The organism is Roseateles sp. Mitsp63 (assembly GCF_059491535.1).
Window position 1 is genome coordinate 3935903 of record NZ_CP168509.1, and the last position, 16667, is coordinate 3952569.

The 16667-nt window shown below is 70.3% G+C and carries 14 protein-coding genes; 7 read left to right on the forward strand and 7 right to left on the reverse strand.

Going from position 1 to position 16667, the window contains the following annotated elements; translation table 11 throughout:
• The first annotated feature begins 36 nt into the window (after positions 1-36).
• A complete protein-coding gene (locus ACEN96_RS17155) occupies positions 37-2178 on the forward strand; it encodes an acyl-CoA dehydrogenase (RefSeq protein WP_495584300.1) in 2142 nt (713 codons plus the stop codon).
• Here ACEN96_RS17155 and ACEN96_RS17160 read toward each other — a convergent pair.
• Complete coding sequence (locus tag ACEN96_RS17160) at positions 2163-2534, reverse strand: YciI family protein (protein ID WP_495584301.1); 372 nt, start codon at positions 2532-2534, stop codon at positions 2163-2165. The genes ACEN96_RS17155 and ACEN96_RS17160 overlap by 16 nt on opposite strands.
• Before the next feature lie 112 nt (positions 2535-2646).
• Here ACEN96_RS17160 and ACEN96_RS17165 point away from each other — a divergent pair, with 112 nt between their 5' ends.
• The 3 genes from ACEN96_RS17165 (at position 2647) to ACEN96_RS17175 (ending at position 4441) form a co-directional block, all read left to right on the forward strand.
• Complete coding sequence (locus tag ACEN96_RS17165; RefSeq protein WP_495584302.1) at positions 2647-3264, forward strand: YdeI/OmpD-associated family protein; 618 nt, start codon at positions 2647-2649, stop codon at positions 3262-3264.
• A 129-nt stretch (positions 3265-3393) separates the two neighbouring features.
• Positions 3394-3747: a DUF1428 domain-containing protein gene (locus ACEN96_RS17170; protein WP_495584303.1), complete on the forward strand. Its 354-nt coding sequence runs from the start codon at positions 3394-3396 to the stop codon at positions 3745-3747.
• A 253-nt stretch (positions 3748-4000) separates the two neighbouring features.
• Positions 4001-4441: a BLUF domain-containing protein gene (locus tag ACEN96_RS17175; protein ID WP_495584304.1), complete on the forward strand. Its 441-nt coding sequence runs from the start codon at positions 4001-4003 to the stop codon at positions 4439-4441.
• 19 nt (positions 4442-4460) lie between these two features.
• Here ACEN96_RS17175 and ACEN96_RS17180 read toward each other — a convergent pair whose 3' ends face one another.
• The 4 genes from ACEN96_RS17180 to madL form a co-directional block, all read right to left on the reverse strand.
• Positions 4461-6296, reverse strand: a complete 1836-nt coding sequence (locus ACEN96_RS17180) for a WD40/YVTN/BNR-like repeat-containing protein (RefSeq protein ID WP_495584305.1) — start codon at positions 6294-6296, stop codon at positions 4461-4463.
• Between the two features lie 216 nt (positions 6297-6512).
• Positions 6513-8258 carry a glycoside hydrolase family 16 protein gene (locus tag ACEN96_RS17185; protein WP_495584306.1) on the reverse strand — a complete coding sequence of 582 codons (1746 nt, stop codon included), beginning with the start codon at positions 8256-8258 and terminating at the stop codon, positions 6513-6515.
• A gap of 538 nt (positions 8259-8796) precedes the next feature.
• Positions 8797-9561 (reverse strand): malonate transporter subunit MadM, encoded by a 765-nt coding sequence (gene madM / locus ACEN96_RS17190; RefSeq protein WP_495584307.1) that lies wholly within the window; start codon positions 9559-9561, stop codon positions 8797-8799.
• Positions 9562-9565: 4 nt separating this feature from the next.
• Complete coding sequence (gene madL, locus ACEN96_RS17195) at positions 9566-9985, reverse strand: malonate transporter subunit MadL (RefSeq protein ID WP_495584308.1); 420 nt, start codon at positions 9983-9985, stop codon at positions 9566-9568.
• Positions 9986-10304: 319 nt separating this feature from the next.
• Here madL and ACEN96_RS17200 point away from each other — a divergent pair, with 319 nt between their 5' ends.
• Positions 10305-11906 (forward strand): cellulase family glycosylhydrolase, encoded by a 1602-nt coding sequence (locus tag ACEN96_RS17200; RefSeq protein ID WP_495584309.1) that lies wholly within the window; start codon positions 10305-10307, stop codon positions 11904-11906.
• A gap of 13 nt (positions 11907-11919) precedes the next feature.
• Here the strand turns inward: ACEN96_RS17200 and ACEN96_RS17205 are convergent, their stop codons facing one another.
• Both ACEN96_RS17205 and ACEN96_RS17210 read right to left on the reverse strand, forming a co-directional pair.
• On the reverse strand, positions 11920-12903 hold the full coding sequence (locus ACEN96_RS17205; RefSeq protein ID WP_495584310.1) for a dienelactone hydrolase family protein: 984 nt from the start codon (positions 12901-12903) through the stop codon (positions 11920-11922).
• 219 nt (positions 12904-13122) lie between these two features.
• Positions 13123-14910 carry a hypothetical protein gene (locus ACEN96_RS17210; RefSeq protein ID WP_495584311.1) on the reverse strand — a complete coding sequence of 596 codons (1788 nt, stop codon included), beginning with the start codon at positions 14908-14910 and terminating at the stop codon, positions 13123-13125.
• A gap of 138 nt (positions 14911-15048) precedes the next feature.
• On the opposite strand from ACEN96_RS17210, the gene ACEN96_RS17215 reads away from it, so the two are divergent.
• Together ACEN96_RS17215 and ACEN96_RS17220 are read left to right on the forward strand one after the other, a co-directional pair.
• On the forward strand, positions 15049-15660 hold the full coding sequence (locus ACEN96_RS17215) for a mechanosensitive ion channel family protein (RefSeq protein ID WP_495584312.1): 612 nt from the start codon (positions 15049-15051) through the stop codon (positions 15658-15660).
• Between the two features lie 71 nt (positions 15661-15731).
• Positions 15732-16655, forward strand: a complete 924-nt coding sequence (locus ACEN96_RS17220) for a M14 family metallopeptidase (protein ID WP_495584313.1) — start codon at positions 15732-15734, stop codon at positions 16653-16655.
• Positions 16656-16667 lie beyond the last annotated feature (12 nt).

Below are 16667 nucleotides of genomic sequence, written 5' to 3' on the forward strand. Positions count from 1 at the left end.
CACCGCCGCCCAGGCCGTCACGCCTAGGCTGGACCCATGGGAGTACACCGACTCATCGGGCGTCTGGCGATGGCGCCCTTCTCCAAGGCCCTGCCCGCGATGGGCGACACCGAGCGGGCGGCGCTCGAAGCCGGCACGGTCGGCTTCGAGGGGCAGCTCTTCGCGGGACAGCCCGATTTCGATGCGCTGCTCGCGCAAGGCCCGAATCGCCTCACCGACGAAGAACGCCGATTCCTCGACGAAGAGGTCAGCACGCTCGTCGGCATGCTCGACGACCACGCGATCGACGCGGCCGGCGACCTGCCGCCCGAGGTGTGGCGCTACCTGCGCGAGCACCGCTTCTTCGGGATGATCATTCCCAAGGACTACGGCGGCCTGGGCTTCGGCCACTACGCGCACGCCGAGGTGGTGACCCGCATCGCCACCGTCAACACCGCCTGCGCGGTGACGGTGATGGTGCCCAACTCGCTCGGTCCCGCGGAGCTTCTGCTGCGTTACGGCACGCCGGCCCAGCAGCAGCACTACCTGCCCCGGCTGGCCGACGGCCGCGAGCTGCCGTGCTTCGGTCTCACCTCGCCGTACGCCGGCTCGGATGCCGCGTCCATTCCCGACCGCGGCGTGCTCACCGAGCGCACCATCGAGGGCCGCGCCGTGCGCGGCTTCAGCGTGCGCTTCGACAAGCGCTACATCACGCTCGCCCCGGTGGCCAGCGTGGTGGGCCTCGCGTTCCAGGCGGTGGACCCGTCGCGGCCCGAGGGCGAGCAGGAGCTCGGCATCACCTGCGCGCTGCTGCCGGTGCCCACGCCCGGCATGGACATCGGCCGGCGCCACCACCCGATGAACTCGGCCTTCATGAACGGCCCGATCCGCGGCGAGGACGTGTTCGTGCCGATGGACTGGGTCATCGGCGGCGAGGAACGGGTCGGCCAGGGCTGGCGCATGCTGATGGAATGCCTGGCCGCGGGCCGCGCCATCTCGCTGCCGGCGCTGGGCGCGGCGATGCAGCAGACGGCGCTGTTCGTGGTCAACGGCTATGGCCAGGTGCGCGAGCAGTTCGGGCTGCCGATCGGGCGCTTCCACGCCATCGCCGGCATCACCGCGCGCATGGCCGCGCGGCTCTATGCCACCGATGCCGCGCGGCGCTACACCGCCGCGGCGCTCGATGCCGGCGAGCGCCCCAGCGTCGCCAGCGCGATCCTCAAGGTGCAGCTCACCGAGGCCGGCCGCAGCGCGGTCAACGAGGGCATGGACGTGCTCGGCGGCAAGGGCATCATCGCGGGGCCGCGCAACCTGCTTGGCGTGGCCTACCGCCATGCGCCGATCGCCATCACGGTGGAAGGCGCCAACCTGCTGTCGCGCGCGCTGATCATCTTCGGCCAGGGCGCGACCCGCTGCCATCCCTTCGTGCTGGAGGAGATGGCGGCCGTGCAGGCGCAGGATCCGGAGCGGCTCGGGCGCGCGCTGACGGGGCATGCCGGCCATGTGCTACGCAACCTCTGGCGCAGCCTGGCGCACGCGCCGCTGCGCGGTCAGCCGCCGGACGACCTGCGGCGCGAGGCCAGGCTCATCGCCTCGCTGTCGGCCCGCTACGCGCTCACGGCCGACCTCGCCATGGGGCTGCTGGGCGGCAAGCTCAAGCGGATGGAGCTGCTGTCGGCGCGACTCGGGGACATCCTGGCCGCGTTGTACCTGGCCGCGGCCTGCGTGTGGCGCTATCAGGTCGAGAGCGATCCCGCGATGCTGCCGGTGGCGCGCGCGGCGATCCGCCTGCAGTTGGACGACGCAGCGTCCCTGCTGCGCGAGCTCCATGCCAACCTCCCCTCGCGCCTGCTGCGGGCGCTGGCGCCGATGTTCCTCCATGGGACCCGCCATCTCGCGCCCCTGCGCGACCGCGAGTCCATCGCGCTGGCCGACGCGCTGCGCACGCAGCCGGCCATGGTGCGGCGGCTGTGTCCCGACGTCTCGCGTCCGAAGAGCGGCGGCCTGCTCGACCTGATGCGCGCGCTCGAGGCGGCCCGCGCACTCGGCGACGAGGTGCCCAAGCTCAACAAGGCGCTGCGGCGCGCGGGCTCGCTCGAGGAGGTGGCGCGCGCGTCACGCGATCCCGAGGCGGCGCTGGCCTACCTGCGCGCGGCCGAGGAAGTGATCCGGGTGGACGAGGATCAGGGGGTCAGATAGAAGTCCATGGGGATGAGCTCGACGGCCCATCCGCCCTCTTCGCCCAGGGTCGCGGCCGGATGCATCGAGGCCAGGCGAAGCGCTTCCTCCGGCGTGTCCGCATCGATGATGAACAGACCGCCGACGACTTCCTTCGCCTCGGTGTACGGGCCGTCGGTGACCTGGGTCTTGCCGCCGCGCGGGCGAAGCGTCTTCCAGTGCTCCAGGTCGCCGAGCGACGCGGACACGAGCACCTTGCCGGTCGCGCGCATCTTCTCGTCCAGCGCCGGGCACTGGCTCACCAGCGCCTTGACGTCGTCCGGCGCCATCTGGGCGAATTTCTCGGGGGTGAAGTAGGCCAGGCCAAGATATTTCACGGGAGGTCCTTTCAGGGTTGATGCCTTGACGACGAAGCGGGAGATCGGAAATCGACAGCGCCAGGAGATTCTCCCGACTCGCGGCCCGGGAGGATCCGGCACACTCCGCGAGATGTCCACCGCTCCCACCGATCCCGCTCCCATCCTCTTCAAGACGGCCAAGGCCTTCGAGACCTGGCTGAAGAAGCATCATGCGAGCGCCGACGGGGCCTGGCTGATGATCGCCAAGCGCGGGTGCGCGGAGCCCAGCGTCACCTATGCCGAGGCGGTGGAGATCGCGCTCTGCTGGGGCTGGATCGATGGCCAGAAGCGGGGGCTGGACGACACGCACTTCCTGCAGCGCTTCACGCCGCGGCGCCCGCGCAGCGTCTGGTCCAAGGTCAATGTGGAAAAGGTCGGGAAGCTCATCGAGGCGGGCCGGATGCAGCCAGCCGGACTCGCGCAGGTCGAGGCGGCCAAGGCCAGTGGCCGCTGGGAGAGCGCCTACGACGGTTCCCGTTCGGCGACGGTGCCCGAGGACCTGCTCGCCGCGCTGGAAGCCGAGCCGAAGGCCAAGACGTTCTTCGCGACGCTCAACGCGGCGAACCGCTACGCGGTGCTATGGCGCATCCAGACCGCAGTGAAGGCAGAAACGCGGGCCAAGCGGATCGCGCAGCTGGTCGCCATGCTCGCGCGGGGCGAGACCGTTCACATCTTCAAGCCCAAGCCCAAACCCGAACCCGAGGCCTGATCTCCCGCGCGGCGGCCAGGGAGATGCGCCGCTGTGCTCACGTGTTGCCCCTACCCTGTCGATTTCTCCCGTCGCCATTCGTCGTGCAAGGGGGCGGCAGCACGCCGCGCCATCAACCGGAGAACCGCAATGAACTACGTGGATGGATTCGTGATCGCCGTGCCGACCGCCAAGCGCGAGGCCTATCGCCAGCTGGCGCAGGATGCCTCGGCCGTGTTCAAGGACCACGGCGCGCTCAGCGTCGTCGAATGCTGGGGCGACGACGTGCCGGACGGCAAGGTGACCTCGTTCCCGATGGCCGTGCAGCGAAAGCCTGATGAGACCGTGGTCTTCTCGTGGATCGTCTGGCCGTCGCGCGAAGTGCGCGACGCGGGGATGAAGAAGTCGATGGAGGACCCGCGCATGAACCACGATCCGAAGAACATGCCCTTCGATGGCCAGCGCATGATCTTCGGCGGGTTCCAGATCATCGTCGAAGCCTGACGGCGGCCTGGCCGGACAGTGGGCGCCGCTTCGTTGCCTGTGCCTCGGCGTCCTGTTCATCATCGGGGCACACGTGTGACGCGAGCGGCGCGTCATCCGTTCACCTACACGTCCATCCATTGATCGCCGCTATCGCCGCGACGCGCTCATCAACAGAATCGAGGCTCTCATCTGACGACACGGCCGCGCCGACGCTTCGGCCCGGCGCCGTGCCGCCACTCCCCACGACTCCCTGCCCTCACGAAAGCCGCCCATGACGACCATGCTCCGCCGCGTTGCCTATGTCAGCCAGATTGCCGAGGGCACGACCGACGAGGCGATCAAGCGGATCGTGGCCAAGGCCCAGCTCAACAATCGCCGGCACGACCTCTCCGGCGTGCTGGCGCTGGGGCCCGGCCTGTTCGCGCAAATCCTAGAAGGCGCGCCTGACGCCGTGGAGAACACCCTCACCCGGATCCGCGCCGACGAGCGCCACCTGAATGTCCGGCTCGTCATCGACGTGCCGATCCAGGGGCGGCTCTTCGACCGCTGGAGCATGGAACTGCTCGTCGACGAGGAGTCCGCCACCCTGGTCGCGCAGGTGGGCGACGGCCGCCGCGCGGCGGGCGACCTCGTCGACCATCTGCGCCGGCAGCACGAGCGCGACCCGCTGTGGTGGACCCGGGACATCGCCGGGATGGCGCTCGCGGCCTGAGCGCGGCCCCCGGTCCGGCTCAGCGCGGCGTGAATTCCAGGTTCGACGACACGTAGCTGATCGGCATGAACACGCCCCCGCCGACGTACTGCAGGTGCAGCGCGTCGGCCTGGCCGCCGGAGAGCGATCCGGTGACACCGGTCGTCGTCGACGACCGGCGGACGCCCCCGTAAAGCGCGGCGCCGGCTTTCGCCGCCAGCAGCGTCCGGCCATCCGCGCTGCTGGCGAGCGCCGACCACGCGCCGCCATCGGCCGAAGCGCGCCAGGTCGTGCCGCCGTCGGGAGACTCATAGAGCGTGCCGCCGTTGGTCGCGGCGACGACATAGCGGCCGTCCGCCGACGTCGCGATCCCCCGCCAGTCGCGGCTGGTGTCCACGGGCTCCCAGGTGGTGCCGGAATCGCTGGAACGCCAGACGTTGCCCGTATCGACGGTGGCGTACAAGCGCTTGCCATCGGCCGACGAGGCCACGCTCCACCAGAACTGGGCGGATGCCCGCGCGGTCCAGGTGACGCCGAAATCAGTCGACACGAACAGCTGCGATCCGTTGGTCCCCGCGACGAGCACGCGGCCGTCCGCCGAGGAACTGACCGTGCGCCAGGCACGGTTGGAGTCGCGCGGAGTCCAACTGGCGCCGCCGTCGGCGGAGGTCCAGATCTGCCCCAGATAGGCCGTGGCGACGAGCCGCATGCCGTCCGCCGAGCTGGCGACCGCGCTCCATGCGCGGCTGCTGCCGTCGTTGTTCCAGGTGTTGCCGCCATCGGGCGAGGTGAACAGCGCTCCGCCGTTGGTCGACGCCACGATGCGGCTGCCGTCCGAGGACATCGCCACGCCGGACCAGACCTGACCCGTCAGCCGCTGCGTCCAGTGGCCGCCCGTGTCGCTCGAGGTCAGCAGCTCGCCCGACGAGGCAGTCGCGACCTGCTGGGTGCCGTCCGCGGACACGCTGGTGGCGGACCAGGCGCCCGTGGGGGTGTCGGCGGTCCAGTCGATCTTGTTGCCGCCAGGAAGGCCGACCGTCGCGATGCGCTGCCCGGCGTTCTGCGCGATGGTCCAGCCGCCCGCGCCCACGCCGGTGACCTTGATCCAGTCGCCGATGACGGGCGACGCCGGCAGCGTGATGACCACCGGCGTGGCCGCGTTGGCCAGGTAGCCCGTGTTCGACTCCGCCTGCACTGCGGAACCGGTGACGTTCACCCATCGCGTGTCGGCGGGCGCCGCGCTGCAGAGGTAGGCCGTGGAGGTGACCTCGCCCGCGTCCAGGACGCCATTGCGGTTGCTGTCCAGCCCCGACTGCACCCGTTGCCCGCCGTGCGTGCAATTGGCGCCAGGAGATTCCGAGGCGAGCGCCACCAAGGCGTCGAGACCGGAGGCGCCGCCCGGGCCCGTCGGACCGGTGGGACCGGTGGGGCCAGTCGGCCCGGTCGGCCCCGTGGGGCCGGTGGGACCGGTCGGTCCCGCGGGGCCGGTGGGGCCGCTCGGCCCGGTGGCGCCGCTGGCCCCGCTGCACACGTAGGCCACGCTGCTGGCCTCGCTGTCCTCGAGCGAGCCATTGCCGTTGGCGTCCGTCCCGGCCATCACCGCCGAGCCGCCGAGCGCGCAGTTCGCGCCGGCCGCCTCGGCGCGCACGCGCACCAGCACCGACTGGCCGTTGGCGCCTGGCCGTCCGTCCAGGCCATTGCAGACGTACTGCGTGGAAGACACTTCCGCGTCAACGAGCACGCCGTTGCCATCGGCATCCCGGCCGGACTCGATGCGGGTGCCCGCGGCGGGACAGTGGCTGCCCGCGGCCTCCACCGCCACGCGGACCAGCGTGGGCCGGGTGTCGTCGGGGACCTCCTCGGGCTTGGCGGTCAAGTCCGAGGACCCGCCCCCGCAAGCGCTCAGCAGGACGGTGGAGCAGGCAATCCCGGCCGCGAGCAGACGGCGGAAAGGCGCGGCGGCGCGCGCGTCGTGATGACGTCGGTCGATTCTGTCGAGTGGCATGGCAGTTGAGGAAAGCGCGCTTGAGCGCCGCCCCCTGCGGCGCCCTCCCTGGCGCGAAAGTGCGAAGTATCGGTGCGCCGGGATGTCCTACTTCACCGTATAGCTCTGCGCCGCCGTGTCATACGCGCCATTGCGCGCCGGGTCCCAGTAGGTGAAGTTGAATCGCACGACATCGCCCTTCTTCAGCCCCGTCGCCGTGTAGGCATTGCCGCTGCCTTCCTTGAGCATCCGCACGTTCAACTGCCCGCCGCCATTGACCGTGTAATGCACGTCGGCCCAGGTCCCGGTCGGCTCGGTGAACTTGACCGTCGTCGCCGTCGGCTGGCTGATGCCCGCTGGCGGCGGCGGCTCCTGCGTCGTCGTGCCGGACTCCCACACCACGTCGTCGATCGCGAACTGGAAGGCCGAGGCCGGCAGCCGGTTGTTGTCGCTCGAGATCATGAAGATGTCCGCGATCGACTGCAGCGCCACCTTCGGTCCGATCAGCGTCGAGACGGGGATGGTCGCCTGCGCCCAATCGCCATTGCGCACCATGCCGAACGCCGTCGTGTTGGCGGGGAAGTTCACCCACGACTGGTTGGTGTAGGTGTCGCCGATGCCGATGTTGAAGGACACGTCGGCCGGGATCTTGATCCGCACCTTCACCTGGCCATTGCGGAAGTTGGTCAGGTCGCGGACCTGGCGCGACTGGATGCCGCCGCCGAACCACTGCCCCGGCGTGTTGTAGCTCCACGCGATCACGTTGCCGCCCTCGTACGGCAGGATGTTGCCGGCGCCGGTCGAGGCGCCGTTCCACAGGAAGATGTCGGACGTGGTGCCCGCCACCAGCTTGTTGTTGACCACCGTGTTGTCGGTGAACACGCCGAACTTGCCGACCTCCGGCACGACCTGGTTGCCCAGCTTCACCTCGCCCTTGCCATCGAGCTCGTAGACGCGGACGTAGTCGACGTACATCGTGGCGGGCAGCGGCGCGGTCACCTGCGACGGATTCGCCGCGTCGGTGAAATTGCCGCCCACCGCCATGTTCAGCAGCAGATAGAACGGCGCCTGCAAGGCGCTCGAGTTCACCGGCAGCGGCGCGTCGTACATGTCGTGCTCGCCATCGTTGTCCACGACGGTGAAGCGCATCTGGCTCTCGGTCCAGTAGAAGCGGTACTTGACGAAGCGGTTCGCGAAGGACACCTGCGGCCGGTACCAGCTCTTGGTCTGCCACGAGGTGGAGGCGGCGCACGATTCATTGCCCGGCACGCAGGCAGCCTGCGACCAGGTGATCACGTTGGACCCGGCGAAGTAGTCCGCCGACGGCGCGCCCGCGGCGGACCAGGCGGCGGCGCGATGCCCCTGCTCGACGATGTCGATCTCGCCCTTGCGCGGCCAGACCTGCGGGCTGGTGCCCAGCATCCATGCGGCCGGCCACAGGCCGGTGGTGACCTGCGGCGTGGCCATGCGGATCTCGACCATCCCGTACTGCACCTGCACCTTGCCGTAGGAATCGATCTTCCCGGAGGTGAACTCGTTGCTGCCGACGGTCTGCCTCAGCGCGCGGATCGCGAGCGCGCGGGTGCCGGGCTCGAAGGGCACGTCGGCGATCGAAAGGTTGTTAGGGCTGTAGGACTCGAGCTCCGCGTTGCCGTAGCCGCAGAGATTGATCTGGCAGCCGTTGCCGTCGAAGGGGGTCCAGAGCGCGGTGTTCAAGGTGGCGCCGTTGAACTCCTCGGACCACAGCAGGCGGCCGATGGTCGGGTTGGTGACGCTGGCACCGGCCTGTGTGGCGGCGGTGACCAGCAGGCCCAATGCGGCGGCTCGCGCGCCAAGGCGGTTTGGAAATTCCATGCATGTCTCCAGAAGGTGTCGAAGGTGTGCGGGAGGGCACCGATCGGCGCGGTCCGGCCAACGCTCTGCGGCGCTCGTCCAGGTCCGCGACTTCTCCTGCGAGACGCATCCTAGGGAAGATCAGGCAATCTTGAAAGCGCTTTCAAGAAATTGAGGGTTTTCGATTGCAACGGCCCACTCGCTCCTTCTTACCCCCTCGCCCGCAAGCGGGCAATACCGGCACTCGCTCCTTCTTACCCCCTCGCCCCAGCGGGGAGAGGGAGGGGAGAGGGGGCTCGTGCCACACCGCTGCTGCCCTTCGAAGCACCCCCTCTCCCCTGCCCTCTCCCCCCTCGCGGGGGGCGAGGGAGTTCTTGCCGGCAGCGCTTGCTCGTTCCTACACCCTCGCCCCAGCGGGGAGAGGGAGGGGAGAGGGGGCTCGTGCCACAGCGCTGCTGCCCCTCGAAGCGCCCCCTCTCCCCTGCCCTCTCCCCCCTCGCGGGGGGCGAGGGAGTTCTTGCGCAAGGCAAGTGCGGGCAAGGCCGGTATTACCCCCTCATCAGCCCACCAGCGCCTTCGTCGCGAAGTACAGCACCGACGGCCCCAGCAGGCATCCCAGCCCCGTGTGGAAGGTCGCCACCAGCGCCCCATACGGCACCAGCTTCCGGTCCGTCGCCGCCAGCCCCGCGGTCACGCCGCTGACCGTCCCGGCCAGCCCGCCGAACACCATCGCCGAACGCGGCGTCCCCAGCTTGAGGAAGCCCGCCGCGAACGGCGTCCCGACCATCACCAGGATCGCCTTCACCACGCCGGTCGCGATGCTCAACGCCATCACATCCGAGCTCGCGCCGATCGCCGCCCCGGTGACCGGCCCCACGATGTAGGTCACCGCCCCGGCGCCGATCGTGGTCATGCTCACCGCATCGGTATAGCCGAAGGCCCGCGCAATGCTGGCTCCGACGACGAACGGCAGCACCGTCCCCAGCACCAGCGACAGCGCGCCCACCAGCCCCGCCCGCTTCGCCTCCGTGGCCTGGACCTCGAACGCCGTCGCGACGATCGCGAAATCCCGCAGCATCGCCCCGCCCATCAGCCCCACGCCGGAGAACAGCGAGACATCCGCCAGCCCCTTGTGTCCGCCCGTCACCTTGCCGCCCCACCACGCGAGCGCCAGGCCCAGGAACACCGCGATCGCCGAGCCATGCACGCGTCCGAACGTCAGACGCCGCGAGATCTGCCCGGAGACCAGCACCACCCCGCCCACCAGCGCGAAAGCCGCCACCAGGCCGTTGTGCGCGGCCGCCTTTTCAAGGATGTCCAGCATGGCGTCACTCCGCGTCGTTGAGCAAGGGGTTCTCCAGGCGCGCCGCGGGCAGCTCCCGCTCGCCGCCCTCGGGGCGCTCCGCGCGGTTGATCAGCGCGATCACGCAGCCGCACACCGACACGCCGGCCACGGCCGCCAGCACCGCCACCGGACCGCCGCGCAGCGCCGCGACCATGTCCTGTTGCGCCGCCATCGCGACCACCACCGGGATGTACATCGCGCCCCAGTACTCGACGCCGAGCTCGGTGAGCTGCGGCAGGATGCCGCGCCGGTGCATCTGCAGCCGCGCCACGATGAGCAGCAGCATCGCGATGCCCACGCCCCCCACGTTGGTCTTGACGCCCAGCGCCTGCCCCAGCAGGTCCCCCAGGAAGATGCCCAGCAGATGGCAGATGGCGAGCAGCGCCGTGCCGTAGATGACCATGTCTTGTCTCCAGGTGAAGTCGCCGGTTGGATGCGCCGGTCTGTTGCCCTGGGCGGCGAAGTTATCGGGACACCCCGCCCCGATCAATCAAGCAGCGCGTCGACATCGTTACGCCGCGCGGAACGGTCGCGGCCGCGCGCCCTCCCCGACCGCGCCACAACCCCGATGCCCACGCGATGACAACGTAGTCATCAGCCGTTACGCATTCTGACGAGCCCTTGCGATCGAAGCTTCGACACTGCCGGCATTCACCCCTTCTTCAACTTCATTCACCCCCATGCGCCCACTTCCTCGTCGATTCGCCCCGCGCGCCAGCCTCGTGGCCCTCGCCTTCGGCGCGGTCGCGCCCGCGTATGCGGCCCTCAGCGTCAACGTCGCCCAGGACATCTGGTCGGGCGGCTTCTGCTCCCGCGCCACGATCCGCAACCCCGGCACCGCCCCCAGCGGCGCCTGGACCCTGCGCTTCGACATGCCCAAGGGGCAGATGAACAACAGCTGGAGCGGGGAGTTCAGGCTCGAGTCCGGCACCACCTACGCCGTCACCGGCCTCAGCTGGAACTCGCCGGTCGCGCCGGGCCAGAGCTTCGAGGTCGGCTTCTGCGGCACCGGCACCGCGCCCAGCACCACCTCGTTCCGCATCGCCGAGGCAGGCTCGGCCCCCGCCCCCGCCCCCGCTCCGGCTCCGGCTCCCGCGCCAGCTCCGGCCCCCGCGCCAGCGCCCGCACCTGCGCCGGCTCCTGCGCCCGCACCGGCTCCCGCTCCCGCTCCCGCGCCTGCTCCTGCTCCTGGCGGCGACCTCTCCGTTCCCGCGACAGGCCAGTTCAAGCTGCCGTTCAGCGTCGCCGCCGATGGCCGCATCCTCGACAGCCAGGGCGCCGCCGTCTCGATCCGCGGCGTCAACTGGTTCGGCTTCGAGACGCCGGATCTCGTCGCGCACGGCCTGTGGCAGCGCAACTACAAGGACATGATCGGCCAGATGAAGGACCTGGGCTTCAACGCGGTCCGCCTGCCCTTCTGCCCCGCCACGCTGCACTCGACCGGCCGCCCCAGCGGCGCGCTGAACACCAGCATCAATCCCGACCTCGCCGACAAGACGCCGCTGCAGGTGCTGGACCGCGTCGTGGCCGAGTTCGCCTCGCGCGGCTTCTACGTGCTGCTCGACCATCACCGCCCGGACTGCAACGCGATCTCGACCACGCCGCAGATCCCCGGCTACACGCTCGACCAGTGGGTGGCGGACCTGAAGTTCGTCGCCGACCGCTACCGCAACGTGCCCAACGTCTTCGCCATCGACCTGAAGAACGAGCCGCACAGCAGCGGCGGCAGCGGCGCCTTCTGGGGCACCGCCGATGCCGGCAACGACTGGAAGCTGGCCGCCGAGCGCGCCGGCAGCGCGGTGCTCGGCACCAACGCCAAGCTGCTGGTGTTCGTCGAGGGCGTGTCCGACAACCAGGGCCGCTGCGAGAACCCCGATGCCCACTGGTGGGGCGGCAACATCGAGCCCTACGCCTGCTATCCCCTCGACGAGACCAGGATCCCGCGCAACCGCCTGGTGCTGTCGCCGCACATCTACGGCCCGTCGGTGAGCAGCCAGCCCTACTTCGGCGATGGCACCGGCTTCCCGAACAACATGCCCGCGATCTGGCAGAACCAGCTCGGCCGCTTCATGGGCAAGAACGCCGTGGTGCTGGGCGAGTTCGGCGGCCGCTTCACCGACAAGGACCGCCAGTGGCAGGTCAAGTTCGTCGACTGGCTGAAGTGCAAGGGCGTGCGCAACTTCTTCTACTGGTCGTGGAACCCGAACTCCGGCGACACCGGCGGCATCCTGCAGGACGACTGGCAGAGCGTCTCGCTCGACAAGTACAACAACCTGAAGCGGCTGTGGGACGGCTCGGCGGTGGACGCCGCCGTCTGCAAGTAAGGCGCCGCGGCCTTCACTGGCCGAAGAACACGCGCCGCACGAAGCGCGTCGCGTCCTCGCGCGAGGCCTGGAAGGCGGCCTCGTTGCGGCCGACGTGCGCGCCGCGCGTCATGCAGGCGTTGATGAACGCGGTGAGCTGGTCCGATGGAATCACCTGGCCGGTGCGCTCGGAGGTCACGACCCAGGTCGGGATGTCGGTGCGGATGACGCCGCAGGCGTAGCCGCTGGTCGCGTCGGCCCGGTAGCGCACCGGGAGCAGGCTGTCCCACGCGTGGTTCGCATCCGCGTAGCGGTGCGTCTCCACCGGCGTGCCCAGCGCGGCGTACTCGAGGCCCAGGGCCTCGCAAGGCTCCGGATGCGTGTAGTCATCGGCCGCGCCGACCAGGTTGAGCAGCGGCGCGCGCGTGACGCTCGGCGAGGTATAGATCTGCGAGCAGCCGGCATAGGCCGCGATGTGCAGCGCGAAGGCCTGATCGGTCTTCACGACGGCGCGCAGGAACGGCAGCTCCGCCGTCTGCAGCGCCACCGTGCCGCCGCGCGAGAAGCCCATGATGCCGATGCGCCGCGCGTCGATGCGCGGGTCGACCGACAGCAGGCGCAGCGCCTGGAAGGCGTCCATCACGTTGGCGGCGGCCGGCACGCTGGTCTGGTCCGCCGCCGTCGACGACACGCCGCGCGGCGCGAAGCTGTCGACGATGAAGGTCGCCACGCCGATGCCGTTGAAGGCCTTGACCCATTGCTGCAGACCCGGCCCCACGCCATCGCTGCCGTGCGCGAGCACGATCGCGGGCACCGGCCCGGCGAAGCCGGCGGGCAGGCTGAGGTCGCCCCACACCGGCGTCGGGACCCATTGCGCGCGGCGCTCGCGCGCGAGGTCGAAGAGCGACTTGGGCGTGAAGCTGTCGAAGGCGATGCGGGTGCTGTCGTCGGCGCGCGCGGCCGTGGCGGTCAGGCCGAGCACGCACACGGAGACCAGGACTCGGAACAGTCGATGCATGAAGGCTCTCGGGCAGTGAAGGAAAGCGGCGGAGCGCCTGACCGGCGCTCCGCATGAGCGGGCCGCCCCGCGGGGCGTGAGCGGCCGCCGGAGGTTAACCGCGTGCCGCTGCGCCGCCGGCTCGTCAGCTGTCCCGCCCATCGGGCACATGCGCGTCGCCTGGCGTCAATGCGGCGCAAAGGCAGCGTCAATTCAGCATGAAGCAACGGGCCGGAAGGGCTACAGCCGCGCGATGTCCGGCGCGTCGCCGCCCAGCCACGCGCGCGAGTAGGCCTCGCGCGTCGCGGCCTCGGACTTCGCATCGCCCTTGCGCTTGTAGACCTCCGCCAGCCCCGCCAGCGCCCAGCCATTGCCACGCACTCGCGCGAGGGACTCGCGCAGCGTGTCCTCCGCCGCGTCCAGCCGTCCCTGCCGCAGATAGACCGAGCCCAGCGACTGCCGGATCGGGTAGTACCAGTACGGCGGCTCCGTGTAGGCGAGCTGGTCCTCGATCGCGACGGCCGCCTCGTAGGCCTTGGCCGCCGCGGCCAGGTCGCCCTGCGCGTCGGCGAGCCGGCCGGTGGCGACCAGGCGCGCGGTCTGCACGATCTCCTTGCCCGGCACGCCCCAGTCGGCATAGGGCTTGAAGTCCGCATCACGCGCCAGCGCGGCGATGGCGTCGATCTCGCGCTGCGCGCCGGCCGCGTCCTGCTTCGCCGCGAAGGCCAGCGCCCGCGCGTAATGCGCCAGACCGGTCGCCACGAGTTGCTCCTTCGGCGGCGCCTTCAAGCCGAGGATCACGTCCGGCGCGCTGAAACGCGCATGCGCCAGATAGGGCGCGGCCTTCACCGGCTCCAGTCCCGCGAACTGCGCGACCATCGCGTCCGGCAGCGCCGCGTCGAGCTTGCCGGCGGCCTGGATCGCGGTCGGGCCGTCGCCACCCATCTGCGCCGACACCAGCACGAAATGGATGTTGTGCGGGTAGTACGCGGACTTGTACATCGGGTCGGACGGCGAGGTCCCGAAGTACTGCTCATCGACGGCCATCGCGCGCTTGTTGATGTCGAGCGAGTCCTTGTAGAGGCCGACGCGGTAGTAGATGTGGGCCGGCATGTGCACGACGTGGCCGGCGCCCGGCATCAGCGCCGCCAGGCGCCGCGCGGGTTCGAGCGCGCGCTCGGGCTTGGCCGACGCCTCGACGGCATGGATGTAGAGATGGATCGCGCCCGGGTGATCGGGGTTCCGGGCGAGCACCGTCTCGAGCGCCGCGACGATGTCCGCCGCCCGGCCCTTGGGCCGCGCGCCGCCGGCTTCCCAGTAGTCCCAGGGCTGCGTGTCCATCGCCGCCTCGGCCAAGAGCGTGAGCACCGTGTCGTCATCGGGAAACTGCTTGGCGACGGCCTTCATCGCATCGGCGTAGGCGCCATCGAGCGCCGCCCGCTCGGCCTTCGGGTCCGCGGAATAGCGCGTGCGCAAGGCCGCGATCAGCGCGCGGTCCTTCTCCGGCGCGCGGGGCGCGAGCTCGACCGCCTTGGCCAGCGCCGCGAGCGCTGGCGCGGCCGCGTCCGGCATCATCGGCGCGTTGATGTTGGGGCCCAGCACCAGCGCCTCGCCCCACCAGGCGAGCGCGAAGCGCGGGTCCAGCCGGCGCGCGGTCTGGAACGCGCGCTGCGCCTCCGCATGGTTGAAGGCGAAGGCCCAGCGCAGGCCCTGGTCGAAGTAGGCCTGGGCCTTCGGGTTGGCGGTGCCGGCCTTGAAGCTCAAGCTGCCCAGGTTGTCGTAGAGCGGCACCTGGCCGGCCGCGGCCCGCATCGGCTGCGGCTTGAAGGGCTTGGTCTCGGTCTGCGCGAGCACCAGCCGCTCAAGCAGCGCCGGGCGTCCCGGGGCGGCCGGCGCGCACAGGCCGCCCGGGCCCGCGAACAGCGGATCGAAGGCCGCGTCCGCGCCGCCGGCCGTGGAGGCGAAGGCCAGGATGAGGGCCGCGACAGCGGTCAAGCGGGGCACGTCAGCGGGCTTGGAGGCATCCATGTCGTTCTCCTGATCTGCGCGGCGGCACCTGCCGGGCGCGGGCGGCGATGATGTTGCCCGCCCGACCGGGGCCCGGCCATCCCCAGGAACGCTTTCGATACAGACATCCCCCGCCCAGCGCACCGACACTCGCCCCCTATGAACAAGTTGAACCGGTTCCTGCACGATTTCCTTCCCGCCTGGGCCGCCGAGTGGCTCGACATCCTGGTCCCGCTGATCGAGGTCGTCCTGATCGGCCTGGGCGCCTGGCTGGTGATGCGCGTGGCGCGCCACCTCACCCGCAAGCTCACCAGCACCTACGCGCTGCCGGTCACCGTCGCCACGGTCTTCCTGCGCTCCGTCGCGGTGCTGATCTACGGCGGCGCCGTGCTCTGGTCGCTGGAGCGCCTGGGCGTCTCCGGCGCCGTCCTGTGGACCGCCTTCACCGGCTTCGCCACCGTCGGCGCGGTGGCGTTCTTCGCCGCCTGGAGCGTGCTGTCCAACCTCTTCTGCGCGCTGCTGATCTACGTCACCCGCGCCTTCCGGATCGGCGACGTGGTGGAGCTGCTGGAGTCCGGCGACAAGCCCGGCGTGAAGGGCCGCGTGATCGACATCAACCTGGTCTATACGACGCTGCTGGAAAGCGGCGACCCGGCCAGCGGCACCAGCCTGCAGCTGCCCAACAGCCTGTTCTTCCAGCGCGCGCTGCGCCGCTGGCATGGCGCGGCGGCCGACGGCGCGATCCTGCCCGCGCAGCAGATCCGGACCTGAATGACTTTCGGGCGCCACGGCCGGCGTTGCATTAACGTCGGCCCCCTGGACATCTCAGATCGGAACCCCGCATGAGCCTCACGCGCTTTTATCCCATCGGTACCCCGGGCGTGCCCTGGGGAGAACCGGAACGCGCCGCCTGGCGCGAGCGCCAGGTGCGCTCACGCAGTTATCGGGACGACGTGGTCCGCCGCGTCGAGGCGCTCGGCGAGCCGTTTGAAATCATCCGCTACGGCCAGCTGACCCATGACGGCGACGAGTTTCCGCTGCTCGCGCTGAAAAGCCGCTCCTGGAACGCGATGCGCCCCGTGGTGCTGGTCACCGGCGGCGTCCATGGCTATGAAACCAGCGGCGTGCTGGGCGCGCTGCGCTTCGCCGAGGCCCACGCGGCCCGGTATGCGAAGGACGTGAACCTGCTCATCGTCCCGTGCGTCAGCCCCTGGGCCTACGAACGCGTGTGCCGCTGGAATTACTTCGCGGTCGACCCCAACCGGAATTTCGGCGCGAGCCGCGAGGCCGCCGAATCCTCCGCGCTGATCGACTTCCTCGCCCCTTACGCCGGGCAGTTCCTGCTGCACATCGACCTGCACGAAACGACCGACACCGACGCCAGCGAATTCACGCCCGCCAAGGCCGCCCGCGACGGCAAGCCGCACGAGCCCGAAACCGTGCCCGACGGCTTCTACCTGGTCGGCAACAGCGAAACGTCGCGGCTCGATTTCCAGGAATCGGTGATCCGGGCCGTCGAGCAGGTGACCCATATCGCGCCGGCCGACGCGAACGGCCGGATCATCGGATTCCCGGTGATCGCCAAGGGCGTGATCGAGTTTCCGGTCCGCGAGGCGGGGCTGTGCGCCGGCCTCACCCGCGCGAAGTTCTCGACCACCACCGAGGTCTACCCCGACAGCCCGCGCACCAATCCCGAGGAGTGCATCGAGGCCCAGGTGATGGCCGTGCGCGCGTCGCTGGATTTCGCGCTGGCGCACGCACACTGACTCGGGCGCGCC

What these genes read in the sequence shown, in the direction of transcription:
- ACEN96_RS17155 (WP_495584300.1), top strand. Translation starts at nt 37, where the DNA reads ATGGGAGTACACCGACTCATCGGGCGTCTGGCGATGGCGCCCTTCTCC.
- ACEN96_RS17170 (WP_495584303.1), top strand. Translation starts at nt 3,394, where the DNA reads ATGAACTACGTGGATGGATTCGTGATCGCCGTGCCGACCGCCAAGCGC.
- ACEN96_RS17210 (WP_495584311.1), bottom strand. Translation starts at nt 14,910, where the DNA reads ATGGATGCCTCCAAGCCCGCTGACGTGCCCCGCTTGACCGCTGTCGCG.
- ACEN96_RS17185 (WP_495584306.1), bottom strand. Translation starts at nt 8,258, where the DNA reads ATGGAATTTCCAAACCGCCTTGGCGCGCGAGCCGCCGCATTGGGCCTG.
- madL (WP_495584308.1), bottom strand. Translation starts at nt 9,985, where the DNA reads ATGGTCATCTACGGCACGGCGCTGCTCGCCATCTGCCATCTGCTGGGC.
- ACEN96_RS17165 (WP_495584302.1), top strand. Translation starts at nt 2,647, where the DNA reads ATGTCCACCGCTCCCACCGATCCCGCTCCCATCCTCTTCAAGACGGCC.
- ACEN96_RS17205 (WP_495584310.1), bottom strand. Translation starts at nt 12,903, where the DNA reads ATGCATCGACTGTTCCGAGTCCTGGTCTCCGTGTGCGTGCTCGGCCTG.
- ACEN96_RS17175 (WP_495584304.1), top strand. Translation starts at nt 4,001, where the DNA reads ATGACGACCATGCTCCGCCGCGTTGCCTATGTCAGCCAGATTGCCGAG.
- ACEN96_RS17220 (WP_495584313.1), top strand. Translation starts at nt 15,732, where the DNA reads ATGAGCCTCACGCGCTTTTATCCCATCGGTACCCCGGGCGTGCCCTGG.
- madM (WP_495584307.1), bottom strand. Translation starts at nt 9,561, where the DNA reads ATGCTGGACATCCTTGAAAAGGCGGCCGCGCACAACGGCCTGGTGGCG.
- ACEN96_RS17215 (WP_495584312.1), top strand. Translation starts at nt 15,049, where the DNA reads ATGAACAAGTTGAACCGGTTCCTGCACGATTTCCTTCCCGCCTGGGCC.